At 73.2% G+C, this 25,712-nt stretch carries 22 protein-coding genes; 11 read left to right on the forward strand and 11 right to left on the reverse strand.

Annotated elements, in window-relative coordinates; all coding sequences use genetic code 11:
• The first annotated feature begins 4 nt into the window (after positions 1-4).
• Positions 5-1,255 carry an acyltransferase domain-containing protein gene (locus IF67_RS39050; RefSeq protein WP_030984767.1) on the forward strand — a complete coding sequence of 417 codons (1,251 nt, stop codon included), beginning with the start codon at positions 5-7 and terminating at the stop codon, positions 1,253-1,255.
• Position 1,256: 1 nt separating this feature from the next.
• Positions 1,257-2,093: a 4'-phosphopantetheinyl transferase family protein gene (locus IF67_RS0111580; protein ID WP_030984768.1), complete on the forward strand. Its 837-nt coding sequence runs from the start codon at positions 1,257-1,259 to the stop codon at positions 2,091-2,093.
• Between the two features lie 37 nt (positions 2,094-2,130).
• Here the strand turns inward: IF67_RS0111580 and IF67_RS0111585 are convergent, their stop codons facing one another.
• The 4 genes from IF67_RS0111585 to IF67_RS0111600 all read right to left on the reverse strand — a co-directional run bounded on the left by IF67_RS0111585 (position 2,131) and on the right by IF67_RS0111600 (position 6,742).
• On the reverse strand, positions 2,131-2,745 hold the full coding sequence (locus tag IF67_RS0111585; protein WP_030082846.1) for a response regulator transcription factor: 615 nt from the start codon (positions 2,743-2,745) through the stop codon (positions 2,131-2,133).
• Positions 2,746-2,798: 53 nt separating this feature from the next.
• Positions 2,799-4,034: a sensor histidine kinase gene (locus IF67_RS0111590; RefSeq protein WP_078889383.1), complete on the reverse strand. Its 1,236-nt coding sequence runs from the start codon at positions 4,032-4,034 to the stop codon at positions 2,799-2,801.
• A 145-nt stretch (positions 4,035-4,179) separates the two neighbouring features.
• Positions 4,180-6,471 (reverse strand): TOMM precursor leader peptide-binding protein, encoded by a 2,292-nt coding sequence (locus IF67_RS0111595; protein WP_051817917.1) that lies wholly within the window; start codon positions 6,469-6,471, stop codon positions 4,180-4,182.
• A gap of 4 nt (positions 6,472-6,475) precedes the next feature.
• Positions 6,476-6,742, reverse strand: a complete 267-nt coding sequence (locus IF67_RS0111600; RefSeq protein ID WP_030984771.1) for a hypothetical protein — start codon at positions 6,740-6,742, stop codon at positions 6,476-6,478.
• A 267-nt stretch (positions 6,743-7,009) separates the two neighbouring features.
• On the opposite strand from IF67_RS0111600, the gene IF67_RS0111605 reads away from it, so the two are divergent.
• The 8 genes from IF67_RS0111605 (at position 7,010) to IF67_RS0111640 (ending at position 18,029) form a co-directional block, all read left to right on the forward strand.
• A complete protein-coding gene (locus IF67_RS0111605) occupies positions 7,010-7,804 on the forward strand; it encodes an AfsR/SARP family transcriptional regulator (protein WP_030984772.1) in 795 nt (264 codons plus the stop codon).
• A 106-nt stretch (positions 7,805-7,910) separates the two neighbouring features.
• On the forward strand, positions 7,911-9,509 hold the full coding sequence (locus IF67_RS0111610) for an acyl-CoA carboxylase subunit beta (protein WP_030984773.1): 1,599 nt from the start codon (positions 7,911-7,913) through the stop codon (positions 9,507-9,509).
• Between the two features lie 302 nt (positions 9,510-9,811).
• A complete protein-coding gene (locus IF67_RS0111615; RefSeq protein ID WP_030984774.1) occupies positions 9,812-11,077 on the forward strand; it encodes a beta-ketoacyl-[acyl-carrier-protein] synthase family protein in 1,266 nt (421 codons plus the stop codon).
• A complete protein-coding gene (locus tag IF67_RS0111620; RefSeq protein ID WP_037839204.1) occupies positions 11,074-12,327 on the forward strand; it encodes a ketosynthase chain-length factor in 1,254 nt (417 codons plus the stop codon). Before IF67_RS0111615 ends, IF67_RS0111620 begins: the two co-directional genes overlap by 4 nt.
• An 11-nt stretch (positions 12,328-12,338) precedes the next feature.
• Complete coding sequence (locus IF67_RS0111625; RefSeq protein ID WP_030984776.1) at positions 12,339-12,623, forward strand: acyl carrier protein; 285 nt, start codon at positions 12,339-12,341, stop codon at positions 12,621-12,623.
• Between the two features lie 338 nt (positions 12,624-12,961).
• Positions 12,962-14,944: an acyltransferase domain-containing protein gene (locus IF67_RS44805; RefSeq protein ID WP_063754333.1), complete on the forward strand. Its 1,983-nt coding sequence runs from the start codon at positions 12,962-12,964 to the stop codon at positions 14,942-14,944.
• A gap of 329 nt (positions 14,945-15,273) precedes the next feature.
• Positions 15,274-16,782 (forward strand): FUSC family protein, encoded by a 1,509-nt coding sequence (locus tag IF67_RS0111635; RefSeq protein WP_030984778.1) that lies wholly within the window; start codon positions 15,274-15,276, stop codon positions 16,780-16,782.
• A 200-nt stretch (positions 16,783-16,982) separates the two neighbouring features.
• On the forward strand, positions 16,983-18,029 hold the full coding sequence (locus IF67_RS0111640) for a lactonase family protein (RefSeq protein WP_030984779.1): 1,047 nt from the start codon (positions 16,983-16,985) through the stop codon (positions 18,027-18,029).
• 17 nt (positions 18,030-18,046) lie between these two features.
• Here IF67_RS0111640 and IF67_RS0111645 read toward each other — a convergent pair whose 3' ends face one another.
• From IF67_RS0111645 to IF67_RS0111675, 7 genes are all read right to left on the reverse strand, one after another.
• Positions 18,047-18,388 carry a nuclear transport factor 2 family protein gene (locus IF67_RS0111645; RefSeq protein ID WP_030984780.1) on the reverse strand — a complete coding sequence of 114 codons (342 nt, stop codon included), beginning with the start codon at positions 18,386-18,388 and terminating at the stop codon, positions 18,047-18,049.
• 364 nt (positions 18,389-18,752) lie between these two features.
• Complete coding sequence (locus IF67_RS0111650; RefSeq protein WP_420708637.1) at positions 18,753-19,706, reverse strand: sirohydrochlorin chelatase; 954 nt, start codon at positions 19,704-19,706, stop codon at positions 18,753-18,755.
• 93 nt (positions 19,707-19,799) lie between these two features.
• Positions 19,800-20,837, reverse strand: a complete 1,038-nt coding sequence (locus IF67_RS0111655; protein ID WP_030984782.1) for an N-acetylglucosamine kinase — start codon at positions 20,835-20,837, stop codon at positions 19,800-19,802.
• A complete protein-coding gene (locus tag IF67_RS0111660; RefSeq protein ID WP_030984783.1) occupies positions 20,830-21,942 on the reverse strand; it encodes a phospholipid scramblase-related protein in 1,113 nt (370 codons plus the stop codon). Before IF67_RS0111660 ends, IF67_RS0111655 begins: the two co-directional genes overlap by 8 nt.
• Positions 21,943-21,965: 23 nt before the next feature.
• Positions 21,966-22,643, reverse strand: coding sequence for a uracil-DNA glycosylase (locus IF67_RS0111665; protein WP_030984784.1), 678 nt, complete (start codon positions 22,641-22,643; stop codon positions 21,966-21,968).
• Positions 22,644-22,801: 158 nt separating this feature from the next.
• Positions 22,802-23,884: a WD40/YVTN/BNR-like repeat-containing protein gene (locus IF67_RS0111670; RefSeq protein WP_030984785.1), complete on the reverse strand. Its 1,083-nt coding sequence runs from the start codon at positions 23,882-23,884 to the stop codon at positions 22,802-22,804.
• Between the two features lie 156 nt (positions 23,885-24,040).
• A complete protein-coding gene (locus IF67_RS0111675; protein WP_030984786.1) occupies positions 24,041-25,144 on the reverse strand; it encodes an NADH:flavin oxidoreductase/NADH oxidase in 1,104 nt (367 codons plus the stop codon).
• A gap of 166 nt (positions 25,145-25,310) precedes the next feature.
• Here IF67_RS0111675 and IF67_RS0111680 point away from each other — a divergent pair, with 166 nt between their 5' ends.
• Positions 25,311-25,682, forward strand: a complete 372-nt coding sequence (locus IF67_RS0111680; protein ID WP_030984787.1) for an ArsR/SmtB family transcription factor — start codon at positions 25,311-25,313, stop codon at positions 25,680-25,682.
• The last annotated feature ends 30 nt before the right edge of the window (positions 25,683-25,712 follow it).

Consider the following 25,712-nt stretch of genomic DNA (forward strand, 5'->3'; position numbering starts at 1 on the left):
CGCCATGCACAGCACGCCGCCGTCCACCCCGCCGAACGAACCGGACTACGAGGGCTGGCTCACCGCACGCCTGCGGCACTACCTGGGCAGGCCGGTCGCGGCCGATGTCGCCTTCGCGGAGTACGGACTGGACTCGGTGGCCGCGCTGAGCCTCTACGGCGACATCGAGGAGGAGTTCGGCCCGCTGATCGACCCGACCGACATCTGGGACTACCCCACCGTGCGGGAGCTCACCCGCTACCTCCAGCTCCGCGACATCCGGCCCTGCGGCGGCCGGCGGATCCGCGCCGCCTTCGTCTTCACCGGCCAGGGCTGCCAGCACCCGGGAATGACCGCCGGCCTCTACCTGCACTCCACCGGCTACCGCGGCTACCTCGACGAGGCCGCCGACGTCCTGCGGCCCTACACCGGCCTGTCCGTCGTCGACCTGATCCTCAGCGGTGACCGCCGGATCCACCGGACCGCCTTCACCCAGCCCGCGCTGTTCGCCGTGCAGTACGCCCTCGCCCGCACCCTGGAGGAGGCCGGGGTGCGGCCGGTCGCGGTGCTCGGCCACGGCATCGGCGAGTACGCCGCGGCCACCGCCGCCGGGGCGCTGCCGCTCGCCGACGCCGCCAAACTCGTCGCCCTGCGCGGGGCGTTCATGCAGTACCTCCCGGCGTCGAACGGCGGCATGATGGCCACCTGCGCCGCGCCCTACGAGGCCACCGAGGCGATCGCAGGTGAGCCCGGCGTCGTCATCGGCGCGATCAACGCCGCCCGGGCGACCGTGCTCTCCGGGGAACTGGCCGGCCTCGAACGGGTCCGGGCCCGGCTGGAGGAACGGGGTATCCGCTGCACCATGCTGGAGGTGTCGCACTCCTTCCAGTCGCCGCTGATGGAGCCGATGCTGCCGCGCTTCGAGGCGGTGGCCCGCCGGCTGCCCGGCGGCGCCCCGCGGCTGCCCTACTACTCCACGGTGCACGGCAGGCTCACCACCCAGCCGCTCTACGCGCCGTACTGGAGCCGGCAGATCACCGCCCCGGTCCGGTTCGCCGACGCGGCACGGCAACTGCTCGACCAGGAAACCCCCAGCCATGTCGTGGAGATCGGCCCGAAGGTCGTGCTCACCCCGTTCGTACGGCGGATGGGCGGCTCGGCCGGCCCCGTCTGTCTCGGGGTGTGCCGCGGCCCGGAGAGCAACGCCGTCGATCTGGCCGGCGTGCTCTCCGCGCTGGACGCCGGCCCGCTGTCCGACCCGCTGGTGCGGGCCTGACATGGCACCGGCGTCCCCCGCTGCCGGGCCCCCGCTCCGCCGCCCCCGCGCCGTCGCCGGCCCGCAGGGACCGTGGCACACCGTCCATGACGACCTGGCCGCCACCGGCGTGGTCCTCGTCTACGGGCGGCTGGCGCAGTGGCTGCCGCACATCCAGGACGTGGCCCTGGTGCGCCCCGTGCTCGGCCGCGACTGGCACCGCTACCAGACGCTGACCCACCCGCGGGCCAAGGAACGGTTCCTGGCCTCGCGGCTGCTGCTGCGCTACGCCGCGGCGCTGGCCATCGAGACCGCGCCGGACCTGGTGGACCTGGCCTACCAGCCCGGCGGCCGGCCGTTCGTCCGCGGCTGCGACCAGATCGACATCAGCCTCAGCCACACCGAGGAGGTGATGGTGGTGGGCATCACCAGCCGCGGACGGGTGGGCGTCGACGTGGAACTGGCGGCGCGCCGGATGGCCGGCACCGGCTCGGAGGCGCAGGGCTGCACCCCCTTCGAGCGGCAGCGGCTGGACGCCGCGGACGACCGGGTCCGCAACGACACGCTGGTGCGGCTGTGGACGCTGAAGGAGGCGTACAGCAAGGCGCTGGGGCAGGGCCTGCGCTTCCGCTTCACCGAGTTCGGCTTCGCGCTGGACGGCACCTGGGCCCGGCTGGTCGGGCCGGACGGACGGGACGCGGGGGCCGACGACTGGGCCTTCGCCACGTTCGCCGTCGACGGCAAATACGTCGTCAGCGCCGCCGTGCAGGACGCGGGGTTCGGCGGCGGCACCGACCTGTCCGTCCAGACGGCCCTGGACGCCGGGCTGCTGGACGCGCTGCTGGACACGACCGGCTGACCCCGTGCCGGACGTGCGGCCGCCGGCCGGCCGTCCCTTACGGGATCCAGCCGGCCTCCTCGGCGATCCGGACCGCGTCGATCCGGTTGCGGGCGTTGAGCTTGGTGACGATCGCGGTGAGGTAGTTGCGGACGGTGCCCTGTGAGAGGAACAGACAGCCCGCGATCTCCGCGGCGTCCGCGCCCCGGGCGGCCAGCCGCAGCACCTCCAGCTCGCGGGGCGAGAGCGGGTTCTCGGGGGAGTCCCAGGCGGCCAGGGCCAGTTGCGGGTCGATGACGCGTCGCCCCGCCGCCACGCTCCGCACCGCCTGGGCGAGCTGGTCGGGCGGCGCGTCCTTGAGCAGGAAGCCCGTCACCTGGGAGGCCAGTGCGCGGCGCAGGGTCCCCGGCCGCCCGAGGCTGGTGAGGATCAGGGTGCGGCAGTCCGGGAGGCGCTGGTGCAGCTCCGCGGCGGCGGTCAGCCCGTCGATGCCCGGCAGGTCGATGTCGACGACGGCGACATCGGGCCGGCTGGCGAGCGCGGCTTCCACGATCTTGTCGCCGCGGTCCACGGAAGCGATCACCCGCAGATCCGGTTCCAGTTCCAGAAGGGCGATGAGCGCACCGCGGATCATGTGCACATCCTCGGCGAGCAGGATCTTGACGGCGAGCATGGCAGGTCTCCCCCGGCCGGCAGGTGCCCGGCGCGGAGCCGGGCAGGCATCGATCAGGCCGCGGGTCTCGCGGCCATCCGGTCTTGCGTGGTGCGCGCGGCGATCGGCCGCGTCGGCGCCTCGGCCACCATCCGGAAGCACCCGTCGCGCGTCCGTTCCGCCTCCAGCCGGCCGCCGACCGCACCGAGCCGGGCCTTGAGATTGCCGATCCCGCTGCCGCTGTGGGGGGAGAGCGCGGGCAGATCGTCGGGCACCCCGTCGTTGGTCAGGGTCAGCGTCACTCTCTCGTCCTCCGTGACGGCGCTGATGCGGCAGGTCTCGACCTTGCTGTGGCGGAGAATGTTGGTGACACCCTCGCGCAGTGCGGTGGCGAGCACGGTGTCTATGACCGGATGCAGATGTCCGCAGGCGATCTCGACATCCGCCTGTACGTCCGCCGAGGCCAGGATCGCCGCGGCGGAATCCGCCTCGGCGGCGAGCGACATGTCACGGTACCCACTGGCCACCGTGCGCACATCCGACAGTGCCTGACGCGAAATGTCCAGCAGGGAGGCGACCTCGTCGCGCGCCTGCTCCGGCCGGCCGGGCACCAGCCGGTAGATCAGCTCGCTCTTGAGCGTGATCGCGGAGAGGCTGTAGCCCAGCAGGTCGTGCAGGTCCCGCGAGAAGCGCAGCCGTTCCTGCGAGACGGCCAGCCGGGCGAGTTCGGCGCGGGAGTGGTGCACCTCCTGGACGAGGTCGGTGAGCCGGGACAGCCCGTAGATCACCAGGCCCGTGAAGAGCGTCGACAGCACCAGATACGACGTCTCCAGCCAACTGAGCGACACCACCAGCTGGAAGGAGGCGGGCACGGCGACGGTCGCCGCGAACGGGATCCACGCCCGCGGAAACGGCACCAGCAGGAGAATCGATCCCGCAAGCGGGCCGGTCATGCTGACCCAGGTGCGGTGGAAGATCAGGACAGGTGCGTAGGTGAAAACCGCCTGGGTCAGCAGCATCAGCACCCGCGTCCGCGTCGTCCAGCGCTGTGCCCGTGACGAGGAGTGCAGGAATTGCAGGAAGAACACGGCCAGCACGATGGCCACCGAAGCGGCCAGCGTCGGCATATTGGCGCTGTACTCAAGGGAGTTGAGCGACACCACGATCGACAGGCATAAGAGCACCACGATGGTGATGGTCCGGGCGAGCCGCGGCGCGGGCAGATCACGGTCGGGCAGCCGTGCGGGCCACCGCGAACGCTGGTGTGACGGCTCCGCGTCGGCATCGGACGGAACGCCGGTGACACCCATATATGCCCCCCCGTGCCTTGGCTGCGCGGCTCTCGGACGTGACAGCATAGTATGGCCAAACCCAGGCCTGGACCGCCCCGTGAAGCGGGTTTTAGGAGCTGGGCGGGGCCTCTGGCATATGGCTCAGGGGGGCGCACCTACCGGTCTAGACGAAGAGCGGGACGGGGTTCAGATCCTCGTAGCGGGTCGGCCGTGCCAGCCGCCCCTCGGCCACCGGGACGTCGAAGAGCCTGCCGGGGGCGAACCGCGCCCAGAAGTGCCGCAGCCCCGGCACCAGCACCGCCACCACCGGAATGCCCACGTCCGGTCTCGTCTGGTCCAAGACCAGCAATTCCAGCCCCCGTTCGGCCACCAGCCGCTCCGCCGCCTCGATGTCGTCGCGCAGGTCGGCCCGCGGCCGGTAGCCGTAACTCCCCGGTGTGCGCGCGCTCTGCCCGCCGTCGGGCAGCAGATACGGCTGTCCGCCCACCGTCGCCCCGGTCCACCACGCGAGCAGGTCACGGTCCCGGGTGAGGTACCCCGTGCCGTCCTCGCGGGCGCCCAGCACCGGCGGCAGCAGCTGGTTCATCTCGGTCAGGGCGCGGCGCAGCGCCAGCCGCGGGTCGAAGTGCGCGCCGAAGCCGAAGGTGATGTCCTGCGCGGCCTTGTCCCGCCGCCGCGAGACGGCCGCCACCACCGGAATGCCGAAGTCCGAGGTGAGATCCAGCGCCCACACCTCGCGGTGCAGATCCCGTTCGTAGGCCGTGCGCAGCCCGGCGATCCACGGTTCGTCGAAGGCGTCGAGATCCAGCGCGGCATGCCGGGTCCGGTTGTACCACCACTGGGCGACCGCGTCCCGCTCCACCAGTTCCAGGAAGCCCTGCACGATGGCGTCCTCCAGGCTGCTGCCGGCCGCGTTGCCGTTGGAGTCGGCCGGCACCGTGGGCGGGGTGCCGTCCGGGGCGGGACCGAAGTACAACAGCGAGGTGGGCAGCAGCCGTTGACGTCGCTGGGTCAGCGACCACACCGGGGTCCAGTCGGTGGGCGCGGCGGCGTCGAAGGTCGCGGCGACCCGCTGGAGCGGGGAGGTGGTCGCGTTCCACCTCGCACGGTCACGGAACTGCCGCGCCGCCCACAGCTGGCAGCTGTTGGGGTGCAGCGCGTCGCCGCCCAGCGCCCGCAGCGAGTCACGGATCACCGGCTCATCGCCCTGCCGCGTCCCCGAGTAGCGCTCCACGGCCTCACACAGCGCACTGACCTGCGCCTCGACCGCGGTGACGCCCTTGCCGCCGCTGAGGCTGCGCAGCCCGCCACGCAGCCAGCCCAGCCCGCCGCCGAGCGCCACGTTGTGCCCCGAGGTGTAACAGTGCAGCGCGGCAGGGGCGTTGTCCGCCCGCCGGATCTCGCTGACGACGCCGGTCACCGGCCCCACCAGATGGCCGTGGCGCGCCAGCATCTGCTCGGGGGGCAGTGCCCGGTGATTGCCGCCGCCGTGCGCGGCCTTGGTACGTGAGACCGGTTTCACCGGCCGGTTCACCGTCCGCGCCACCAGTCCCGGGTCACCGCAACCGGGGCACTGGGGTCGTCGGTGCACGGCGTGGTGCCGGGTGTGCAGCGTCAGGGTGTCCAGCGCACAGATCGCGTCATGGCTCTCCCGTCGCATCCCGCCCAGCCAGGTCGCCGCCATCAGCACGGCGAGCTGAAGGCCCATGGCGCGGCCGGCGGCCAGTGAGGCCTCGGGCGCCGCCACCGGGCGGTCCGCCCCCAGGGCGCGCTGCACGGCCAGTTCGCCCCGCCGGTGACCGCGCAGCCGGTCCGCCAGACAGCGCCAGCAGGCGCCCGCGTCCGGCCGGAACACCGGCCCGGCCCACGGCTCGACGCCGCCGGGTCGCACCGGCAGCCAGGGCCGGCCCTGCGCACGGTGCCAGGTGTCGACCGCCGCCAGGTCCGGGGCGAGGTAGTCGTCGCAGAGCACCAGGGAGAGGTCCGCCGTGCCCGGGGACGAGCCGCCGCCGGGGCCGGGCCCGACCACCGTGAGCCCGGAGTCGGTGCATGCGGCGCGCAGCCCGTCGGCCGCACCCCGTCCCACGGCCAGGATCTCGACCGTGGGACGAAGGCGCGGCGGGGCGGACCGCAGTCCGGAGACCTCCGCCAGATCCCAGAAGGCCGCTGCCGCACCGTCGGACGGCACACCGGGATCGGAGCGGTAGCCGATGAGCCCGGCCGTCGCCAGCTCGGCCACCACCGCACCGGCCTGCATCGCGGGCAGCTCCCGGGCCGCCTCCGTCAGCAGGTTCGACAGTGTCCGCGTCCCGTCGAGCAGCGGCGCGACGACCTCGGCGGGCCGGCCGAACAGCGCGGTGACCCCCCGCCCGGACAGCAGATAGATGGCCTCGTCGGGCACCACCTCGGCACGCAGATGGCGGCGGAAGCCGACGAAGGGCTCCGTGGTCTCCACGGCGTCAGACGGCGTACGGGATACCGGTCAAAAGCGTGGTGGCCGCGGCGTCAGGCCGTCCGAGATCCTCGATGAGGAGCGACGGCACGGTGTAGACGGGCTCCGCGCCCAGCAGCCCGAACTCGGCGAACACGGCCGCCGGGTCACTGGTGTAGCGGCGCTTCAGGTCGGGCTCCAGGCCCGCACGGGCGACGAGTTCGGCGAAACGGCAGAGGTCGGCGGCGGTGTCGGTCGTGGTCTGGGCAGACAGGGTCCGGTGCGTCGCGGGCATGTGACTGTTCCCTCCGTTGTCGGACGGTCCGTCGGGGTGGCCTGAACTACTCGGCACAACGACCCGGCGTCCGGTGAGGCAGTATTCTGCGGGCGCCGGAGGCACAGGCCCCAGTGCCTGGTTCACCACATCGGCATGACATTTTCATGATTGTGTTCATGAGTGGCTCACTGGGCTCGTGCGCTCCCCGGTGCGAACCTCGCTTGAAGCTCGAGATGACCCGCGGCCCCGTGGCCGGCGGTTGTGACTCACGAGGGGAGAGCACGCATGGAAATCAAGGTTCTGGGCCCGCTGACCGCCCACGAGCACGGTGTCTCGCTGGTGCCGAGTGCCGCCAAACCGCGCCAGATACTCGCGCTGCTCGCGCTACAGGGCGACCATGTGGTGACCGTGCCCACGCTGATGGAGGAGATCTGGGGGCAGAACGTGCCGCGCAGCGCGGCCACCACCCTTCAGACCTACATCCTCCAGCTGCGCCGCAAGATCGCGGTGGCCCTGGACGGCGACCCCGTGCGCAACGCCAAGGAAGTCCTGGTCACCCAGCACGGCGGCTATCTCCTCCAGGTCCAGCCCGGCCAGGTCGACGTCCAGGAGTTCGAGCAGCTCGCCCTGTCGGGACGCGGCGCCTACGACGCCCATGACTACGCCGCCGCCTCCGCCCTGCTGGGCAAGGCTCTGGCGGTCTGGCAGGGGCCCGCGCTGGTCGATGTGCCCGTGGGAGGGGTGCTGGAACTGGAGGTGCTCCGGCTGGAGGAGGACCGGATGGCCTGTCTGGAGCGCCGGATCGACGCCGACCTCAAACTCGGCCGGCACACCGAGGTGGTGCCCGAACTCTGCTTCCTCGCCGCCCGGCACCCCATGCACGAGAACTTCTGCGCCCAGCTGATGACCGCACTGCACTGCTCCGGCAGCTCCTGGCGTGCGCTGGAGGCGTACCAGCGGCTGCGCGACGCGCTCGTCGGGGAGCTCGGCATCGAGCCGTCGGCCCGGCTCCAGCAGCTCCAGCACGCCGTACTGTCCGGCGACGTGGACCTCGGGCAGTCGCTGACCGCCACCGGCTGACGACGGTCGCGCGCCGCCGCGGCCGGGCCGGGCCACACCCGGCCGGCAGCCGCCGCCGCCGCGTGCTCTCCAGCGGGGTTCGAGCCGCCGTTCCTACGTTCGGCCGATGACGATCCTTCAGGAAACCGCGACCCCGTCGCTCGCCCCGCCGCGCCCCGACCTCGGCCGGGCCACCGACGAACTGCACCGCCTCAAGGAGGAGGTCAGCCGCGGCCCCGACGCGGCCGCCACCCGCCGGCAGCACGCCAAGGGCAAGCTGACCGCCCACGAGCGGCTGGAACTCCTCTTCGACGAGGGCACTTTCACCGAGATCGAACCGCTGCGCCGGCACCGTGCCACCGGCTTCGGGCTGGAGTCCCGCAAGCCGCACGGCGACGGCGTGATCATCGGCTGGGGCCTGGTGCACGGCCGCACCGTCTTCGCCTACGCCCATGACTTCCGGGTGTTCGCCGGGGCGCTGGGCGAGGCGCACGCGACGAAGGTGCACAAGGTCATGGACCTCGCGGAGGCGTCCGGCGCCCCGCTGGTCTCGCTCAACGACGGCGCGGGCGCCCGCATCCAGGAAGGCGTCACCGCACTCGCCGGCTACGGCGGGATCTTCCGCCGCAACGTCCGCGCGTCCGGGGTGATCCCGCAGATCTCCGTGATGCTCGGCCCGTGTGCCGGCGGCGCGGCCTACTCCCCGGCGCTGACCGACTTCGTGTTCATGGTGCGCGAGACCGCCCAGATGTTCATCACGGGACCGGACGTCGTCCAGGCCGTGACCGGGGAGAAGATCACCCACAACGGTCTGGGCGGCGCGGATGTGCACGCCGGGACCTCCGGCGTCGCCCACTTCGTCTTCGACGACGAGGCCGCCTGCCTGGAAGAGGTCCGCTGGCTGCTGTCGCTGCTGCCCCGCAACAACCGTGAACTCGCCGCGCCCGTACGGGGCGAGGACCCCGCGGACCGGCGCACCGACGCGCTCACCACCCTGGTCCCCGCCGACCCCGGACGCGCCTACGACATGCGCGCGGTGATCGAGGAGATCGTCGACGACGGCGAGTACCTGGAGGTGCACGAGGGCTGGGCCCGCAACGTGGTGTGCGCCCTGGCCCGGCTGGACGGGCAGACCGTCGGCGTGATCGCCAACCAGCCGAACACCCTGGCCGGCGTGCTGGACATCCATGCCTCGGAGAAGGCCGCCCGCTTCGTCACCACCTGCGACGCTTTCAACATCCCGCTGGTGACGCTGGTGGACGTGCCCGGCTTCCTGCCGGGCGTCGACCAGGAACACGGCGGCATCATCCGGCACGGCGCCAAGCTCCTGCACGCCTACTGCAACGCCACCGTGCCCCGTATCTCCATCGTGCTGCGCAAGGCCTACGGCGGCGCGTACATCGTCATGGACTCCCGGTCCATCGGCGCCGACCTGTCCTTCGCCTGGCCCACGAACGAGATCGCGGTGATGGGCGCCGAGGGCGCGGCCAATGTCGTCTTCCGGCGCGAGATCGCCGCGTCCCCCGACCCGGACGCGACCCGCGAGCGCCTGGTCAAGGAGTACAAGTCCGAGCTGATGCACCCCTATTACGCGGCCGAACGCGGCCTCGTCGACGACGTCATCGACCCCGGCGACACCCGGCGGGTGCTGGTGCGGTCCCTTGCCATGCTCCGCGAGAAGAAGGCCGAACTGCCCGACCGCAAGCACGGCATCGTCCCGACATGAGACCGCCGGCACCTCGCTGACCAGCACCTACGGCATCCCCGTCGGCAGATCCACGCACATACGAGCGGGTATCGAGGCGAGGGCCGAACCATGGCGGAGCCGGCAGCGGGGGAAGCGCCACAAACGGCCACCGAAGCTGTCCGCCGCGGCGGCGGGGCGCCGGGGGGCCACCCCCCGGCCCGGCCCCGGCCGCCGGGCTCATCGAGGAGCGGACCGACCGAAGGGAACACCGTGGCCCGCAACGTTCTGTCAGGCCCGTACCCGCAGGGGTACTCGGCCCCGTCGAAGGCGAGGTAGCGGCGATGCGCAGAGTCGCCATCACAGGACTCGGGGCCGTGGCGCCCGGGGGAGTGGGCATCAAGAACTACTGGGACCTGCTGACCGCCGGCCGGTCGGCGACCCGCACGATCTCCTTCTACGACGCCTCCCCGTTCCGCTCGCAGGTCGCCGCCGAGTGCGACTTCGACCCGGTGGCGGCCGGACTGACGCCCCAGGAGATCCGCCGGCTGGACCGCGCCGCGCAGTTCGCGGTCGTCTCCACCCGCGAGGCGCTCGCCGACAGCGGCCTGGACACCGCCGGCATCGACCCGGGCCGGATCGGCACCTCCCTGGGCAGCGCGGTCGGCTGCACCACCAGCCTGGAGCGCGAGTACGTCGTCGTCAGCAACGGCGGACGCAGCTGGCAGGTCGACCACACCTACGCGGTCCCCGAGCTCTACCGGCACTTCGTGCCCAGCTCGATGGCAGCCGAGGTCGGCATGGCGGCCGGCGCCGAGGGCCCCGCGGCCGTCATCTCCACCGGGTGCACCTCCGGACTCGACTCCCTCGGGCACGCCGTCGAGCTGATCCGCGAGGGCACCTGTGACGTGATGATCGCCGGCGCCACCGAGGCCCCCATCTCCCCGATCACCTCGGCCTGTTTTGACGCCATCCATGCCACCACCCCGCGTAACGACACCCCGGAGAGCGCCTGCCGCCCCTTCGACCGCACCCGCAGCGGACTGGTCCTCGGCGAGGGCGCTGCCGTCCTCGTGCTGGAGGAGCTGACGAGCGCACAGGCACGCGGTGCGCACATCTACGCGGAGATCGCCGGGTTCGCCGCGCGCTGCAACGCGTACCACATGACCGGCCTCAAGCCGGACGGCCGGGAGATGGCGCAGGCCATCGACGCCGCCCTGGACGAGGCGCGGATCGACCCCACCGCCATCGACTACATCAACGCCCATGGCTCCGGCACCAAGATGAACGACCGGCACGAGACCGGCGCCTTCAAACGCAGCCTCGGCGCGCACGCCTACCGCACCCCGGTCAGCTCCATCAAGTCCATGATCGGGCACTCGCTCGGCGCGATCGGCTCGCTGGAGATCGCCGCCTGTGCGCTGGCCATGGAGCACTCGGTGCTGCCGCCCACCGCCAATCTGCACGAGCCCGACCCCGAACTCGACCTGGACTACATCCCGCTCACCGCCCGCCGGCAGAAGACCGACACCGTCCTCAGCGTCGGCAGCGGCTTCGGCGGGTTCCAGAGCGCGATGGTGCTGGCCCGCCCGGAGAGGAGCGCCGTATGACCGCCACGACCGTGGTGACCGGCATCGGCATCACCGCACCCAACGGCCTGGGCACCGAGGACTACTGGAAGGCCACCCTGGACGGCCGCTCCGGTATCGGCCCGGTCACCCGCTTCGACGCCTCGCAGTACCCCGCGACGCTGGCCGGCGAGGTCCCCGGCTTCGTCGCCGAGGAGCACATCCCCAGCAGACTGATGCCGCAGACCGACCACATGACCCGTCTCGCCATGACCGCCGCCGCCTGGGCCATCGACGACGCGGGGGTCGACGCGGCGGCCCTGCCCGAGTACGGCATGGGTGTGGTCACCGCCGCCTCGGGAGGCGCCGTCGAGTTCGGCCAGCGCGAACTACAGAACCTGTGGAGCAAGGGCAAGGAGTACGTCAGCGCCTACCAGTCCTTCGCCTGGTTCTACGCCGTCAACACCGGCCAGATCTCCATCCGGCACAAGATGCGCGGCCCCAGCGGGGTGCTGCTGACCGAACAGGCCGGCGGTATCGACTCCCTCGGCCACGCGCGGCGCCACATCCGCAAGGGCATCCCGCTGGTCGTCGCCGGCGGCGTCGACGCGGCCCTGTGCCCCTGGGGCTGGGTACCGCAGCTCGCCTCCGGGCGGATGAGCACCGCCGGTGACCCGGCCCGTGCCTATCTGCCGTTCTCGCCGGACGCCTGCGGATATGTTCCCGGCGAGGGCGGCGCCATCCTCGTCACCGAGGACGCCGGCAGCGCCCGCGAACGCCGCGCACCACAGGTCTACGGCGAAATCGCCGGGTACGCCGCCACTCTCGACCCGGCTCCCGGCTCCTCCCGTCCGCCCGGTCTGGCCCGGGCCGCGCGCAACGCGCTGGCCGACGCGGGCCTGACACCCGCCGACATCGATGTGGTCTTCGCCGATGCCGCGGGCGTACCGGACCTGGACCGGGTGGAGGCCGAGGCGATCACCGGCCTCTTCGGCCCGCGGGCCGTGCCCGTCACCGCCCCCAAGACCATGACCGGCCGGCTGCTCGCCGGCGGCGCGGCCCTGGACGTGGCCACCGCCCTGCTCGCCCTTCGCGACGGCGTCATCCCCCCCACCGTCAACGTGGCCGCCCCGGCCACGGACTTCCCCCTGGATCTGGTCACCGGGTCACCGAGGGAGCAGGACCTGCGCGCCGCGCTGGTGCTCGCCCGCGGTCACGGTGGCTTCAACGCGGCCCTCGTCGTACGACGGCATGCCGCGACGACGGACCCGGCATCCGGCCGGAACGACTGAGAGGACACGCCATGCCCACCACCACCACCCACGTCACCACCACCCACGTCACCCTCACCGACCTCACCCGGATGCTGCGCGAGAGCGCGGGCGAGGAGGAGGGCGTCGACCTGGACGGCGACGTCATCGACACGCCCTTCATCGAGCTCGGCTACGACTCGCTCGCGCTGCTCCAGGTGATCGGCGAGATCCAGCGTGAGTACGGCGTGGAGATCCCGGACGACGCGGTCGTCGACGCCGAGACCCCGCGCGCCCTGCTCGACCTCATCAACGCCGGCAGCACGTCGGCCGCATGATCAGGCGTCGAAGGCGGCCATCCCGGTTCCCCCGGCCGGACGGGCCGCCTTCGGCGCCGCTCCAGGAGGAGTGAGGCTGCCTGGTGGCGGGGCCCGCACCACCGCCGGCTCCCGCCACGCAGGCCCCTCTTCCCGTCACGTTTGCCGCCCGCCGGCCCACGGCCGCCACCGCCGTCCCCCCACCGCCGCCCTCCGCACCACGCCTCGCCCCGCACCACGCCCGACCCCGCACCGCCCACGCCCCTGCCCCGCCCGGCAGACCGCCCCCGCCCGGCATCCGCCCGCCGCGCACCACTTGCCACACCCCGCATGTGCACCCGCCCGGAAGGAGGGCACCCATGTCTCTCGCCAACCAGACCGCGGTGACCAGAAGGCTGGAGATCACCCCCAAGGCACCACCGCTCCCGGGCGACACGGACACCCCGGTCGCCGCGGACGAAGCGGGCACCGGCCCGGCCCTCGGCACCGCGGCACCCGGCGCGGCCACCGGCACCGATGCGGCGCCCGATGCAGCCACCGGCACCGACGCGGCACCCGGCCCGGCCCTCGGCACCGACGCGGCACCCGGTGCCGCCACCGGCACGTTCCTCGACACCGTCCTCGACGCATCCGCCGGCCGCGCCCTCCCGCCCACCGCCGTCACCGCCGTGCTGCACGCCTTCGGCGGCCGGACCCGTGAACTGCCGCCCCGTACCGTCGTCTTCATCGGATCCACCGCCGCGCTCACCGGACTTCCCGCCACCCACGAGGGCATCCCGGTGCGTACCGCCCCCTCACCCGCGCACGCCCTGCACCTGGCCCACCACGAACTCCAGGCCAAGACCGCCGACCTGGCGTTGGTTGCGGGCTTCCAGGAGCCCCTGGGCCGGGCCGTCACCGTCCAGACCCTCCGGCGGGCGGCCGAAGCGGTCGCCGCCGACGACAGTGTGCTGGGGGTGCTGGACTTCGAGGGCTGTGCGGGACCGGCGGACGAGCCGATCCTGCGCCCCTCCCGGCACAGCCGCCGGCTCACCGACCCCGCGGCGCCCCGTCTGCTGCTCTGGTCCGGTGGCAACGCGGCGGAGGAACAGCGCGTACGGCGCGAACTGGCGCCCCTGCTCGACGGATTGTTCCCCGAGGCGTTCCCCGCCCTGCCCACCACGATGCCCTGCGGCCAGGCCCCCGGCCCCGTCCGCGCCGGGGCCGTCACCACCGCCGAGCGCGCCCCCGCGGCGGTCGCCGCGGCCCGCGCCGGGTACGCGCCCCGCCCCCGCCCGGTCGCGCTGCTCTTCCCCGGCCAGGGGTCCCAGCACACCGCGATGGCCGCCGGACTCTACGGCCGGGAGCCGGTCTTCACCGCCGCCGTCGATGCCGTACTGGAACTGCTGGGCCCGGAGGGGCCCGCCATCCGCGCCGACTGGCTCACCGACACCCCGTCCCTCGCCATCGACGACGTCCGCCGCGCCCAGCCCCTGCTCTTCGCGGTCGACTACGGCCTGGGGTGCATGGTGCTCAGCTGGGGCATCCGCCCGGCCGCCTTCCTCGGCCACAGCGCCGGTGAACTGGTCGCCGCGGTCCTCGCCGGAGTGGTCCCGCTCAGCCACGCGGTCGCGATGATGCGCGAGCGGGTCGTCGCGGCGGTGCGGATTCCCGCGGGCGGCATGCTCGCCGTGGCCGCCGGCGCCGACACCCTGCGTCCGTACCTGCGCGCCGATGTCGTCGTCGCCGCGGTCAACGCCACCAGCCAGACCATGCTGGCCGGTTCGACCGCTCCGCTGGCGGAAACCGCCGCCGCACTGCGCGCCGACGGGCACACCGTCGTCACGGTGCCCGCCACCAGCCCCTTCCACAGCCCGGCCATGGCCCCGGCAGCGGCCGCGGTGGAACGCGCCTGCACCGGTATCCCCTTCCGTATCCCCGCCCTGCCGCTCTACTCCGGCTACACCGGCGACCTGCTGGGGCCCGACGACGCGGTGAGCCCCCGCTTCTGGGCCCGTCAGATCACCGACCCGGTGCTCTTCCAGCCCGCGCTCGACCAGCTGCTGGCGGCCGACGACATGCTCCTCGTCGAAGCGGGCCCCCGGCAGACCCTCACCGTCTTCGCCCGCCGTCACCGCGCCGTCCGCCTGGGCGCCTCGGCCGCCGTCCCCCTCCTGCCCGCCCGCCCCACCACCCCGGAGGCCGACCGGCACGCCGTCCTGACCGCAGCCTGCCGCCTCTGGCAGGAGGGCCACCAGCTCAAAGGAGAAGCCCTGGCCCGCCTGTGGACCTGCGCCGCCGAAGAGGCCGACCCCGCCCCCGCCACCCGTGCCGGCACACCCCCGGTGGGCGTCGCGAGCTGAAGCCGCCGCGCACGGGAATCCGGCGTGCCCCCGCCGGATCTCCTCTCCCGTCGGCCGCTCCCCCTGCCGACTGCCGGGGCGCGGCCGGCTGCTCCCCGCACCGGCCGTGCCCCCGAGAGCGGTCCGGGACCGGAGATCTTGCCCCGGCCCCCGCTCTCGCCCATTGGCCTCCTTCTGGCACATCGGGGGCGGACCTGGCTGTACCAATGGCACAGTCCCCACGACCTAGGTTGAGCAACCTGCCGCAATGATGCTGTGATGGGCCCGTCGATGGCGCTGCGGATCCCGCGGCGCCTTTTTCATGCGGGAAAGCCGAAGGGGCGGAAGCTGTGCTGAAGAGGATGTTCGTGGCTCCGGATCCGGGGTGGCTGCGGCTGCGCAGCGCCGCCCGGTCCGTCCTCGGCATCGGCCTGGCGGTCACCGTGTGCGGCTACGCCGAGCACTCGCTCGTCGCGGCCATCACCGGCGGGCTCGCCGCGCTGCTCGCCCTCTTCACGGTCACCGACGCAACGGTCGGCAAACAGATGGTCACCACGGGCCTGCTGCCCGCGGTCGGCTTCCCGGTGCTCGCCGCCGCGGCGGCGCTCCACGATCACCCGGTGGCACGGGGCGTGGCCTTCGCCGCCGTGGTGGGTGCGGGGGTCTACGCCCGCCGCTGGGGGCCGCGCGGGCACGCCCTGGGGGTGTTTGCGTTCATGACCTTCTTCGCCGCGCAGTTCCTGCACACGGTGCCGGACCAGCTGCCCCAGCTGTATACCGCGGTCGCCCTCTCGTTGCTCGCCTCCTCGACCGTCCGCTTCGGGGTGTGGTGCTACGAGCGCCGGCTGCCCCCGGTCGTGCTGCCCGCTCCGCCGGGCGGCCGGGGACTCGCCCGGACGACCACCCGCCAGGCGATCCAGGCCACCGCCGGCAGCGCCTTCGCCCTCATCCTGGGCCAGTTGCTCTCCGAACAGCGCTGGTACTGGGCCGTGGGCGCCACTTGGTGGATCTTTGTGAACACCGCGTCGCGCGGCGAGACGCTGGTCCGCGGCTTCCGCCGGACCCTCGGCACGGTCGTCGGCATCGCCCTCGGGCTGCTCGTCGCCGTCCCGCTGCACGGTGCCGTCGTCCCCACCGTGGCGCTGGTCGCGGCCAGCGTTTTCGGCATCTTCTACACGGCCGCCGTCTCGTACACCTGGATGATGCTCGCGGTGACCTTGATGGCCACGCTGCTGTACGGGCTCCTGGGAGTGCTGGACGCCGACCTGCTCACGCTGCGTCTCGCGGAGACCGGTGTGGGCGCGCTCGGCGCGGCGCTGGCGGTGCTCCTGGTGCTGCCCGTCACGACCCACGCCACCACCGACGCCTGGATCCAGCGGGCCCTGCGCTGTGTGCACCACTGCACCGCCGAGGCGGCCGCCCGCCTCGCGGGCTCCGCGACCGCGGACCCCGCCCCCCACGTCGCCGACCTGGAGCTCCTGCTGGGCAGGGTGCGGCTGTCGCTCTCCCCGCTCGTGCACCCGCTGAGCCCGCTGCGGGCCCGCAAGGCGCGGGCGCGTCAGGTGCTCGCGCTGCTCGACGACTGCGCCCGTGAGGTCCGCGGGCTGGCCTCCATCGCCGCCGACCCGGAGGCATCCCACGACGCCCGGCTCACCGCCGCCTGCCAGCGGGTGGAGGCAGCCGTCGAGGCTCTCACCACACCGCGCGGCGCACGCGACGCGGCAGCCGCCACCGTCGCCGAGTCGCACCCTCCCGCGGCGGAACCCGCACTGGTCCATCTCCACGGCCTGGAGCGGGCGCTCGCCGAACTCGCGGCGCCACTGCGCAGTACCCGGCGCTCCCCGCTGGTCGACGCCTGACCCCCGGCGCCTCCGGACGCAGCTCTCCACGCCCGCTTCGCTGCGCCCGGAGCGCCCTCCGGCGTAGCCGCGATCACGGGCACCCGGGCCCACGGGCGCGCGCCCGTGAGCAGGAACCGGCCAACGCCCGCAACGCCCCGCCCCTGGCTGTTAGCGTCGCCCGGGGCACCTCAACGGGCGGGCGGACGAAGGGCGGACCAGTGGGGACGAGCGACCACGGCCGACGGGCATACATCGGATCGTTCACCGCGGCCGGCGGCCTCGGCATCACCACGGCGGCTGTCCACCCGGACACCGGCGCACTCACCCCGCTGCACTCCACCGACGCCGTCCCCAACCCCTCCTACCTGGCCCCGAGCCCAGACGGCCGGTACCTCTACGCGGTCAGCGAGACCCCGGACGGCGCCGCAGCCGCCTTCGCCCTGACCCGCAGGGGACCGGAACTACTGGCACCCGCCGTCCCCGTGGACGGCGCCGACCCCACCCACCTCACCCTGGCCGGCAGCCGTCTCGTCACCGCCAACTACAGCTCCGGCAGCCTCAGTACGCTCCCCGTACGGGCCGACGGCACGCTCGCCGGACCCGCCACCGTGCTCGCCCACCGGGGCAGCGGCCCGCGGTCCGACCGCCAGGAGGGCCCGCACGCCCACGCCGTGCTGCCCGACCCCAGCGGCCGCTGGCTGCTCAGCGTCGACCTGGGCACCGACTCGGTCCGCAGCTGCGCCCTGGACACCGAGGGGGCGCTGACCGTACACACCGAGACCCGGCTGCGGCCCGGCAGCGGCCCGCGCCATCTCGCCTTCCATCCCGACGGCGACCGCGCCTATGTCCTCAACGAGCTCGATCCGACGGTCACGGTCTGCCGCTGGGACCCCGGGCTCGGTGCGCTGACCTCCTTGGGGGAGACCCGCCTGCTCCCGGACGAGGCCAGGGCGGATGCGGCGGACACCTTCCCCTCCGAACTGGTCGTCTCCCGCGACGGGCGGTTCGCCTGGGCCGCCAACCGGGGCCACGACAGCCTCTCCGTCCTGTCCCTTCACGGCGGCACCGCAACCCTCGTCACCACCGTCCCCTGCGGCGGCCATTGGCCCCGCGATCTGGCACTGCATCCCGACGGCCGGCACCTCTACGCCGCCAACGAGCGCTCCGGCGACGTCACCTGGTTCACCGTCGACCCGGCGACCGGCGTCCCGGCCCGGGGCGGATCCGTCGAGGCACCGGCCGCCTCCTGTGTGGTCTTCGTCTGAGCTGCCCCCGGGCCGCCTCACCCCTGCGGAAAGCGCCCGCCGAAGTACACCTGCGTCTCGGCGAGCCGGCCGTCCCGCACGCTCATCACCTCGACGTTGCGGTGCCGCTCGCCCGTCGTCAGCTCGTACTCGTACCGGACGAAGACCTGCTCGCCGTCGAGGGCCACGGCGTCGAGAATCTCCTGCGACCGCAAGCGGTCCGCCGTGGGGAAGCAGATCTCCAGGAAAGCGGCCTTGCCGATGTGGTCGTCCTGGGGGCTGGTGAAGACGAAATCCTCGGCGAGCAGCCGTTCCATGGCCGCGCGGTCCTGGGCGAGACAGGCCGCGAAGGCGGCGCGGACAAGGCCGACGTTCGACATGAACTTCCTTCCGTGGGCGGCCCGGCCGCGCCACGAACGGCGAGCGGCAGGTGAATGGCCTTTACAGGGTGGGGGACGCCGCCGGGTCCTCCGACTCATCAGTCGGCGCTCAAGGGGTACGGAAAGCCACCTGTAAGGGCCTCTCGCGGACGTACACCCACGCATCCGCCAGCACCGCGACCGCCGGGCTCCTGGGTCACCTCAGGCGCATCTGCGCCGCTCGGAGCGGAATCGGACGTATCGCCTCCGCCTGGACGCGCCGGACGCCGAGCCGGGACACCGCACCCGGACACGGCGAAGGGCCGCCCCCGCGCACTGCGCGAAGACGGCCCTTCGGGGAGATGCGTCCGGCCCGGGGAGACCCCTAGCGGACCGGCGCCCCCTGCGTCTGCGTCGGGAGGGTGATGCCCACCGCCGCCGCGTAGTTCGACAGCGCCAGCCGGCCCACCGTGCCGTAGGCGCCCAGCGCCTCGGCCGATGCGCAGCCCGCCTCCGCCGCGGCCGCCCCCAGAAGGCCGTCGGTGATCTCCGGGCCGATCAGGTACGGGGCCAGCGCCAGCTGCTGCGAACCCGACCCGCGCAGCTGCTCGGCCGTACGGGAGATGGCGCCCTCCTCGTCCAGGGCGGCGGCCAGCACCGGCACCGCGAGCCGCGCGGAGAGCAGCATGCCGGTGATCCCGGCGGCCTGCACGGCCTCCTCGCCGCCCACGGTGGCGAGGATGATGCCGTCCGCTGCCGTCGCGACGGTGAACAGCCGGGCGCGGTCCGCGCGGGCCAGACCGGCCTCGGAGAGCCGGACGTGCAGCGCCTCCGCGAGCAGCGGGTGCGGGCCGAGGACATCGGTCAGCTCGGCGCCGGAGCCGCTGTTCATCATGGCCTGGCGTATCCGGCGCAGCAGCGCGCTGTCCGGTCCGGCCAGCAGCGGCACCACCACAGCGGCGGGGCCGGGGTCGGGCTGCCCGTCGGCGCCCACCCGGGCCTTGTGCTCCGCGGCGGCCTGCGCCAGCACGGCCTCCAGGGACGGGAACTCGTCGTCGCCGCCGTCGACGTAGCCGATCCGGGCGTCGAGGCCGGGGAGCTCCGAGCGGGCGATGCTGGAGACCTCTTCCGCCAGGCTGCGCGAGGCGGCGGAGGGGGTGCCGGGTACGGCCAGCACCAGGGCGGGTGCGCCCTCGGGTGCGGCGAGCGGCTCCGGCTTGCGGTGGCGGCCGGTCTGCCGTCGCGGCATTCGTACAGGCAGGCCGGGTGCGGCTCCCGGGCTCGGGGATGCGGCGTCAAAATCGGGCGAGCCAGGTGCGGGCCCAGTGGGGGAACTCATGGCGCCGCATGCTAACGGTTCGGACCACCCCCGCGCGGAGGGAGGGTTCGGTGCTGAGGTATCCGTCCCGATTTATCCCGCGCGTCACGCCAATTACCCTGGCGCAGGCCGTGTGATCTGCAACAACTGCGCGTCGGCGGGCAGTGCCAGGCGGTCGCCGGCCAGTGCCGCGGCGATGGTCAGCGCCCCGTCGAGCGGGCTGCCCGCGGCCGCTGCCGGGCGGGCGTCGGGCAGCCGCTCGGCCAGCGCCGTACGCAGCGGGGCCAGCAGGGGTTCGCCCAGCCCGAACAGCCCGCCGGTGCAGGCCACCGCGGTGCCGGTCCCCGGCGGGCAGACCGCGGCGGCGGCATCGGCGATATGGCCCGCGGCGGCTTGCACGATGCCGAGGGCCGCCGGGTCGTCCTCGGCGGCGCAGCGGGCGACCTCCGGGGCGAACGAGGCCAGTACGGCGGGCCGGTCGGGGCGCGGGTAGAGCGCGCCGGGAAGCCCGGCGACCGGCCCGAACGTCGCTTCCGCCCGCGCCAGCAGGGCGGCCGAACCGCCCGGCCGGCCGTCGTACGCCCGCATCGCGGCCTCCAGCCCGGCCCGGCCGATCCACGCGCCGCCACCGCAGTCGCCCAGCAGATGACCCCAGCCGTCCGCGCGGCGCCAACCGCCCTCCGTGGTCAGGTCCGTGCCCAGGGCGATCATGCCGGTGCCCGCGGCCACCACGGCACCGGGCCGCTGGCCCAGCGCACCGGCGTACGCGGTCACGGCGTCCGCCGCGAGGGCGAGGTGGTGCACCCCGAACGCGGCGGCCAGTGCGGCCGGCAGCCGGGCGCGCAGATCGTCGCCCAGCGTCGCCATACCGGCCGCGCCCACGCACACCGCCGCAAACCCGTGCGCTCCCGCTTCGCGCCGCAACTCCTCCGCCATGGGCAGGAGTTGGGACAGCATGTGGTCCGCGTCGATCCCGGCGGGGCCGGTGCGCACCGGCTCGGGCGAGGTGCGGCCGGCCAGCGGCCGGGCCTCGGCGTCGTCGGCGCGTGCGACGGCGATCCGCAGCCCCGACCCGCCCGAGTCGACTCCGAGAACCCCGAGAAAACGGCCGGACCCGAGGGCGTCCGGGCTGTGGCCGGCGGGCTCAGCCAAAGCCGCGGGCGTCCTGCTTGAGGGCGGTGTCGACGGTCAGGGCCGTGGCGACGACCAGGCTCAGCAGCGGGTCGGGCAGCTGGTGGTGGATCTGGAGGACGTAGTTGTCCGCGCTCGTGAACATCGTCTTGGCCAGGCCTTCCCAGGTCTTGGTGATCCGGGCGACCTCGGTCTCGGCGTGGTCCACGATGGCGAAGTTCCAGGCGCGCCAGTTCTCGGCCTTGATGGCGCCGATCTGCTGGCCGTTGACCATCATCGCGAAGTTGATCTTCCCGATGGCGTTCTGCTGCACGATCTCGCCGACCGGTGAGCCGTCCGGACGCTGCACGATCACCTTGGACTTGATGATCTTCGCGGGCCGGGTCAGGATCAGCTGCGGCTGGCCGTGAGCGTCCCGGATCTCCAGCTTGTGGGTCATGTACTGATCGAGGCTGGAGACGACGCGGAGCACCTTCTTGGCCGTGCTCTGGCCGACCTGGACGACCGCGCCGATCGTGTTGCCGTGCTGGTCGAAGACGCCGTACTCGTTGGTGACCTCGATGAGCTTGGCCTTCTGGTTGACCACCAGCACCGGTTCGGTGAACAGCGTGCCGCCGCCCGGTCCGCCGGGTGCCACCCCCGCCTGGTGCTGCACCTGCTGCTGCACGGCGCCCGGGTGCGCACCCGGCTGCTGCATCGGCTGCTGTCCGTACGGCTGCTGCACGGGCTGGCCCGGCGCCTGCTGGCCGGGCGCCTGCTGGGGATAGCCGTACCCTTGCTGACCGTACGGAGCGCCGCCCTGCTGCTGGCCCGGATACGGGGCCTGGCCCGGCGCCTGGCCCGGGGCCTGCTGCTGCGGCGCGGACTGCTGGGGCATCGGCTGCTGCGGCGCGGGCTTCTGGAGCGTCTGCTGCTGCGGAGGCTGCTGACCGGCCTGCTGCTGAGGAGCCTGCTGATGCGGGGCCTGCTGAGCCCCGGGCTGCGGCGCCCGGCCTTGGCCCGGCGCTGCGGCCTGTTGTCCCGGGTGGGTGTGCTCCGTCCACTGGGACCCGTCCCACCAGCGAAGTTGGTGGGGGGTGCCCTGCGGGTCGGCATACCAGCCCGCAGGGATGTTCGCATTCGTCATGCCAGGCACACTATCGCCCGGTGTCAGGGCAGCCTCCAGTCGACGGGCTGTGCGCCCTGTCGCACCAAGAGGTCGTTCACCCGGCTGAAGGGCCGCGAGCCGAAGAATCCCCGGTCGGCGGACATGGGGGAGGGGTGCGCGGACTCGACGGCCGGCAGATCGCCGAGCAGCGGCCGCAGATTGCGCGCATCGCGCCCCCACAGCACCGACACCAGCGGGCGCCCGCGCGCCACCAGCGCGCGGATGGCCTGCTCGGTGACCTCCTCCCAGCCCTTGCCGCGGTGCGCGGCGGGCTTGCGGGGCGCCGTCGTGAGCGCTCTGTTCAGCAGCAGCACGCCCTGGTGCGTCCACGGGGTCAGATCGCCGTTCGACGGGCGGGGCAGTCCGAGGTCGGAGTGCAGCTCGCGGAAGATGTTCTCCAGGCTGCCGGGCAGCGGACGCACATCCGGCGCCACGGAGAAGCTCAGCCCGACCGCATGCCCCGGTGTGGGGTAGGGGTCCTGTCCGACGATGAGCACCCGCACCTCGTCGAAGGGCTGTTGGAAGGCGCGCAGCACATTGCTGCCGGCCGGCAGATAGGTGCGTCCCGCGGCGATCTCCGCCCGCAGGAACTCGCCCATCGCGGAGATCTGTCCGGCAACGGGCTCAAGTGCCTTGGCCCAGCCTGGTTCGACAATGTCTTGGAGAGGTCGTGCAGCCACGGGATCACCCTACTGGCCGCGGCCCGCTCCCCTTCAACCGATGGCCCGAGCCTCGTCCGGCCGGCACGGTGATCCATCCCAACTGACGCCCCGTAAGGTGCCGTTATCCGATATGCGAGCCATCGCGCCGCCTCGCGTCCCTTGCTCCTCCGCCTCCCTCAGGCCACCGCGGCCCGTACGCACAGCACATCCGGCAGATGGGAGGCGAGCTGCTGCCAGCTGTCGCCGTCGTCCGCGCTGGCGTACACCTCGCCGTTGCGATTGCCGAAATACACCCCCGCGGGATCGGCGTCATCGACCGACAGCGCGTCCCTGAGCACCGTGCCGTAATGGTCCTCGTCCGGCAGTCCGTCGCTCAGGGCCTGCCAGCTCCGGCCGGCGTCGGTCGTGCGGAAGACCCGGCAGCGGCGCCCGGCCGGCACCCGGTCGATATCGGCGGTGATCGGGAAGAGGTAGGCGACATCTCCCGTGCGCGGATGGGCGGCCACGGCGAAGCCGAAGTCGGAAGGCAGCCCGCCGCCGATGTCCGTCCACTCGGCGCCCGCGTCGTCGCTGCGGTAGACGCCCCAGTGGTTCTGGAGATACAGCCGGTCGCGGTGCACCGGGTCCTGCGCGATCTTGTGGACGCACTGGCCGAACTCGGGATGCTGGTCCGGCAGGAAGACCGCCTTCACGCCCTTGTTCGACGGGGCCCAGCCGGCGCCCCCGTCGAGGGTGCGGAAGACCCCTGCCGCGGAGACGGCGACGGTGACCGCGTCGGCATCCCGCGGATCCGTGATCACCGTATGGACGGCCAGCCCGCCGCCGCCCGGCACCCACTGCTCCCGGCTCGGGTGGTCCCACAGCGCCCGTACGAGCTCGAAGGTCTCACCGCCGTCCTCGGAGCGGAACAGGCCGCCGGGTTCGGTGCCCGCGTAGACCACATCGGGGGCGGCGGGACCGGCCGGATGCAGCTGCCAGACCCGTTCCAGTGAAGTCCCGGTGTACTTCGGGTACTTGACCGCGGCACGGGAGGGCTCGTGCCAGGTTTCGCCCAGGTCGTCGGAGTGGAACACCGACGGGCCCCAATGGGCACTGTCGGCCCCGGCCAGCAGCCGGGGCGTGGCACGGCGGGTGTCGATCGCGAGGGAGTACACCGCCTGCGCGGGGAAATGCGGACCGCTCACGTCCCAGTCACCATGCCGTCGACGGCCGATGAAGAGCCCTTTGCGCGTGCCCACCGCGAGTAGTACGTCAGTCATGCCGGAACACCTCCGGGACGCCGTTGTCTCAGATAGTGGCAAGTTTGCACCCGGCCACTGACAACGGCGTCCCGGAACGTGTCCGCGCAGGTCGGACGGTGCGGCCCCGCTCCTGCCACGGGCCCCGCACGCCCTTGCGGGCAGCCTCGGACGGGCTCAGACGGCCCGGTGGTACGGCTGCGGCACGGCGATCCGCGCGCCCAGCTCCCGGGCCGCGTGCTGCGCGAAGCTGGGGGAGCGCAGGAGTTCACGGCCGAGCAGTACGGCGTCGGCCTGACCGTCCGCGATGATCTTCTCGGCCTGCCGGGCCTCGGTGATCAGACCGACCGCGCCCACCGCGAGACCGCTCTCCTTCTTGACCCGCTCCGCGAACGGCACCTGGTAGCCGGGCCCCGTGGTGATCTTCGCGTCCGGCGCATTGCCCCCCGTGGAGGTGTCCAGCAGGTCGATCCCGTGCTCCCGCAGCTCGCGCGCGAAGCGAACGGTGTCGTCGGCCGTCCAGCCCTCGCGCGCGTCGCTCTCGTCCTCGGTGAGCCAGTCGGTCGCCGAGATCCGGAAGAAGACCGGCAGTTCGTCGGGCCAGATCTCCCGTACGGCGTCCACGACCTCCAGCGCGAACCGCGTCCGGTTCTCGTACGAGCCGCCGTACTCGTCGGTGCGCCGGTTGGTGAAGGGGGAGAGGAACTGGTTGATCAAGTAGCCGTGCGCACCGTGGATCTCGGCGACCTCGAAGCCGGCCGCCAGCGCCCGCCGGGCCGTCGCGCGGAACTGCGCGACGATCTCGCCGATCTGCGCCACGGTCAGCTCCGCGGGGGCCACGAACCCCTCGCCGAACGGCACCGGGCTCGGCCCGACCGGCTCCCAGCCGTACCGCTGCCCCGGCAGGAGCGGCGCGCCACGGTCCACCCAGGTGCGCTCGGTGGAAGCCTTCCGGCCGGCGTGGGCGATCTGGATTCCAGGGACGGTGCCCTGCTCCTTGAGGAAGCCGGTGATGCGCCGGAAGGCCTCGGTCTGGGTGTCGTTCCACAGGCCGAGGTCGTACGGGCTGATGCGTCCCTCGGGGCTCACCGCGGTGGCCTCCGTGAGGATGAGGCCGGTGCCGCCCGCCGCTCGCGCGGCCAGGTGCTGGAAGTGCCAGTCACCGGGCACCCCCTCTGCCGGGCCCTCGGGAGCCGCGGAGTACTGGCACATGGGTGCCATCCAGAGGCGGTTCGGGACGGTCAGCGAGCGAAGGGTGATGGGCTCGAACAGTGCGCTCACGGCAGGCTCCTGTACCTGAAGGCGAACGGGTGCCGGCCGGCCCCGCACTCATACGATAGGCGTCGTACTACGGTGGATGTCAAACTACGAAGCTTCTCGTACAATGAGCGGGCGGGCGCGGCGCGCCAGGCCCCACCGAGCCCCGCAGAACCAGTCAGGAGCCCTCATGCCGACCGAAACGACCTCCCCGCACGCTCCGTCGGGCTCCCGGTCGCTGGAGCACCCGGCCCGTGAGGACATCCGGCTGGCCGATGTGCTGCATGCCCTCGCCGACCCGGTGCGGCTGCGGATCGTGTGCGCACTGGCGGCCGCCGAGGGCGAGCTGAACTGCGCGGACATCGAGCTCCCGGTCAGCAAGTCGACCTGTACCCACCACTTCAGGGTGCTGCGTGAGCACGGCGTCATCCAGCAGCTCTACCGGGGCACGGCCAAGATGAACGGGCTGCGCCGGGCCGATCTGGAAGAGCTCTTCCCCGGCCTGATCGACGGTGTCCTGCGGGCGGCCGATCTCCAGGCCGGCCGCCTCGGGGCGGAGTAGCAGAGCCGGGCCGCTCCGGCGGGCCAGGGT

Origin of the sequence: Streptomyces sp. NRRL S-1813, from assembly GCF_000719605.1 — a bacterium.
GTDB lineage: Bacteria > Actinomycetota > Actinomycetes > Streptomycetales > Streptomycetaceae > Streptomyces > Streptomyces decoyicus.

What these genes read in the sequence shown, in the direction of transcription:
- IF67_RS39050 (WP_030984767.1), top strand. Translation starts at nt 5, where the DNA reads ATGCACAGCACGCCGCCGTCCACCCCGCCGAACGAACCGGACTACGAG.
- IF67_RS0111580 (WP_030984768.1), top strand. Translation starts at nt 1,257, where the DNA reads ATGGCACCGGCGTCCCCCGCTGCCGGGCCCCCGCTCCGCCGCCCCCGC.
- IF67_RS0111585 (WP_030082846.1), bottom strand. Translation starts at nt 2,745, where the DNA reads ATGCTCGCCGTCAAGATCCTGCTCGCCGAGGATGTGCACATGATCCGC.
- IF67_RS0111590 (WP_078889383.1), bottom strand. Translation starts at nt 4,034, where the DNA reads ATGGGTGTCACCGGCGTTCCGTCCGATGCCGACGCGGAGCCGTCACAC.
- IF67_RS0111600 (WP_030984771.1), bottom strand. Translation starts at nt 6,742, where the DNA reads ATGCCCGCGACGCACCGGACCCTGTCTGCCCAGACCACGACCGACACC.
- IF67_RS0111605 (WP_030984772.1), top strand. Translation starts at nt 7,010, where the DNA reads ATGGAAATCAAGGTTCTGGGCCCGCTGACCGCCCACGAGCACGGTGTC.
- IF67_RS0111610 (WP_030984773.1), top strand. Translation starts at nt 7,911, where the DNA reads ATGACGATCCTTCAGGAAACCGCGACCCCGTCGCTCGCCCCGCCGCGC.
- IF67_RS0111615 (WP_030984774.1), top strand. Translation starts at nt 9,812, where the DNA reads ATGCGCAGAGTCGCCATCACAGGACTCGGGGCCGTGGCGCCCGGGGGA.
- IF67_RS0111620 (WP_037839204.1), top strand. Translation starts at nt 11,074, where the DNA reads ATGACCGCCACGACCGTGGTGACCGGCATCGGCATCACCGCACCCAAC.
- IF67_RS0111625 (WP_030984776.1), top strand. Translation starts at nt 12,339, where the DNA reads ATGCCCACCACCACCACCCACGTCACCACCACCCACGTCACCCTCACC.
- IF67_RS44805 (WP_063754333.1), top strand. Translation starts at nt 12,962, where the DNA reads ATGTCTCTCGCCAACCAGACCGCGGTGACCAGAAGGCTGGAGATCACC.
- IF67_RS0111645 (WP_030984780.1), bottom strand. Translation starts at nt 18,388, where the DNA reads ATGTCGAACGTCGGCCTTGTCCGCGCCGCCTTCGCGGCCTGTCTCGCC.
- IF67_RS0111650 (WP_420708637.1), bottom strand. Translation starts at nt 19,706, where the DNA reads ATGAGTTCCCCCACTGGGCCCGCACCTGGCTCGCCCGATTTTGACGCC.
- IF67_RS0111660 (WP_030984783.1), bottom strand. Translation starts at nt 21,942, where the DNA reads ATGACGAATGCGAACATCCCTGCGGGCTGGTATGCCGACCCGCAGGGC.
- IF67_RS0111670 (WP_030984785.1), bottom strand. Translation starts at nt 23,884, where the DNA reads ATGACTGACGTACTACTCGCGGTGGGCACGCGCAAAGGGCTCTTCATC.
- IF67_RS0111680 (WP_030984787.1), top strand. Translation starts at nt 25,311, where the DNA reads ATGCCGACCGAAACGACCTCCCCGCACGCTCCGTCGGGCTCCCGGTCG.